The sequence below is a fragment of the Paeniroseomonas aquatica genome (assembly GCF_030409335.1).
Classification (GTDB): Bacteria; Pseudomonadota; Alphaproteobacteria; order Acetobacterales; family Acetobacteraceae; genus Belnapia; species Belnapia aquatica.
The window spans coordinates 1-2,033 of the sequence record NZ_JAUFPN010000268.1; the positions used below are offsets into that span (position 1 = coordinate 1).

At 68.7% G+C, this 2,033-nt stretch carries 4 protein-coding genes; all 4 read right to left on the reverse strand.

What is annotated here, in order from left to right:
• Positions 1–5: 5 nt before the first annotated feature.
• Positions 6–728, reverse strand: coding sequence for a recombinase family protein (locus tag QWZ14_RS29260; protein ID WP_290320596.1), 723 nt, complete (start codon positions 726–728; stop codon positions 6–8).
• The gene (locus QWZ14_RS29265; RefSeq protein WP_290320597.1) at positions 728–1,663 is read right to left on the reverse strand and encodes a site-specific integrase; all 936 of its coding nucleotides are present in this window, start codon (positions 1,661–1,663) and stop codon (positions 728–730) included. Before QWZ14_RS29265 ends, QWZ14_RS29260 begins: the two co-directional genes overlap by 1 nt.
• Positions 1,664–1,855, reverse strand: coding sequence for a hypothetical protein (locus QWZ14_RS29270; RefSeq protein WP_290320598.1), 192 nt, complete (start codon positions 1,853–1,855; stop codon positions 1,664–1,666).
• Positions 1,852–2,033: hypothetical protein (locus QWZ14_RS29275; RefSeq protein ID WP_290320599.1), on the reverse strand; the 182-nt coding region annotated here is incomplete at its 5' end. The genes QWZ14_RS29275 and QWZ14_RS29270, both read right to left, overlap by 4 nt.

Below are 2,033 nucleotides of genomic sequence, written 5' to 3' on the forward strand. Positions count from 1 at the left end.
CGAGCTTACCCATCTGTCCGATTTCCGGGGACCGCCTCATTGTTCAGAATGCCGGTGCCCTTGTGCCGATTGCCGTTGATGGCGCTCGGCGCCCAGCCGCCACCCCGCGGCCCGGAAATGCCCTTAGCGTTGAGATCCAGGGCGATGCGCTTGGGCGATACCCCGACCGCGTACTGCTCGAAAATGCGAACCACCACCGCAGCCTGCTCCGGGTCGATAATGCGGCCACCCCGACGGGCCTTGCCGTCAGCGCCCGCCAGGTCACTGACCTTGTAGCCAAAGCAGAGGCCGCCGGCGCTACGGCCATCGCGGGCGACCGCCTCCAGGCCGCGATGTGTCTTGTGCCGCAGGTCGGAGAGGAACAGCTGCGACATCGTCCCGAGCAGGCCGATATGCATCTGGCTGATCAGCCCCTGCTGCATCGTGTGGATGGCAATGCCGCGGAAGCTCAGCTTGTTGTACATGTCGGCGATATCGGAGAGCCGCCCGCCAAGCCGATCCAGCGCTTCGCAGAGGACCACCTCGAACCGGCGGCCCTCGGCATCCTGCAGCAGCCGCAGATACTCCGGCCGAAAGCGGCTGGCGCCACTCAGGGCATGATCCTCATAGACCTCCGCCACCTGCCAGCCCATGGCCGCCGCAAAGCGCCGGCAGGCGGCGGTCTGGTCGCCGGCGGACTGCGCATTCTGGCCCTCGCTGGAGAACCGGCTGTAGATGGCGCAGCGCATCAGTCCGCATCCTCGGCTTTGGTCGTAGCGTAGGAAGGATTGGGCGAGGCGCGCATCCGATCCAGCGTTGCCTGCCACTGCCGGGCGGCATCGATAGTCTGGGCCTGGTTATAATAGCGTTCGGTTGTCGCTTGGCTGCGGTGACCGAGGACCTGGCTGGCGATCCGAACATGGACTGGGTCCTCGATGGCGATCGAGGTGGCGGCGCAGTCCCGGAAGAGGTGCGGGCTCAGCGCCTTGCCGAAGGCCAGCCTGGTTCGCTTGGTGGTCATGTCGTAGAGCGCCTGGGTGCCCATGGCCGCGCCACGCGAGGAGACCGAGAGGTCGGTCCCGGCTGCCGGCGCCCCAGCCGACCAGCTGATCCGGCGGGCCAGCAGCACCGGCCGCCACGTAGTTAGATAGACCTCCAGCGCCGGCACCAGCGTCTCTGGCCAGGGCACCTCGATCAAGGCACGGGTCTTGGTCTCCTCGGCCTCGATCTGCAGCCACCAGCCAGCGCCACGGCGCAGGACATGCTGGCCCAGGCGGAGCCCGGCGAAGTTGGCCCGGCGCAGCGGGCGCTGCGCCAGAAGGGCCAGCGCCAGCCCATCGCGGTTGAGCAGCGCCCGGCACCAGGGGTGGTCCTGCTCGGCCTGCTCTGCCTGCTGCATGAGCTGGTGGCCGAGATTCAACAGGTCGTCGGCGCCGACCAGCCGGCTGCGCTTGTCGCGGACCGGCATGTCGCGCCACCGCACCCGGGTGGCGAGATCGCGGATCCACTGCCAGGACCGACGGGGGTCGAGCAGGCTGGCGACGATGAACAGCTCCTCCAGACGGCGACGCTGCGTGGCGGTGCTACTAAGCGCAGCCAGATCCGCCAGATAGGCCCCAACCCGGCTTGGGGTAATCCGGTCGGCGGGATGGGTGTTGCAGTCCAGCTGCCCGGTGTGGCTCAACTAGGTCAGCCAGCGGCCATAGCCACCCTCAGCCGCGTGGTTGGATCCGGAGGCATGGCCGGCCCGTTCACCACCCGGCTCAAGTAAATCGCCGGGCGTGAGTGCGGCCCGCCAGATCGTCGCATCCAGCACCGGCCATTCCGCCAGCGGCCGGCAGCGCCGGGCCGGATCACGTCCCAGGACGCTTGTCATCGCCCGCGCCCCCGTCCGCGCCCACGCTGCGGCGCCACAGGCTGCGCCCGGAGACGCTCGAGGGTCTTGTCATAGTGCCGGACCGCGGCCGCACTCTCGGTGCCGGCATAGGCCCGGGTGGTGGTCTCGATGGAGGTATGGGTCGTGCCCCATTGGGTGGTGTAGGAGGCCGCCACCG

Coding starts and splice junctions, on each gene's coding strand:
- QWZ14_RS29260 (WP_290320596.1), bottom strand. CDS start 728: ATGCGCTGCGCCATCTACAGCCGGTTCTCCAGCGAGGGCCAGAATGCG.
- QWZ14_RS29270 (WP_290320598.1), bottom strand. CDS start 1,855: ATGACAAGCGTCCTGGGACGTGATCCGGCCCGGCGCTGCCGGCCGCTG.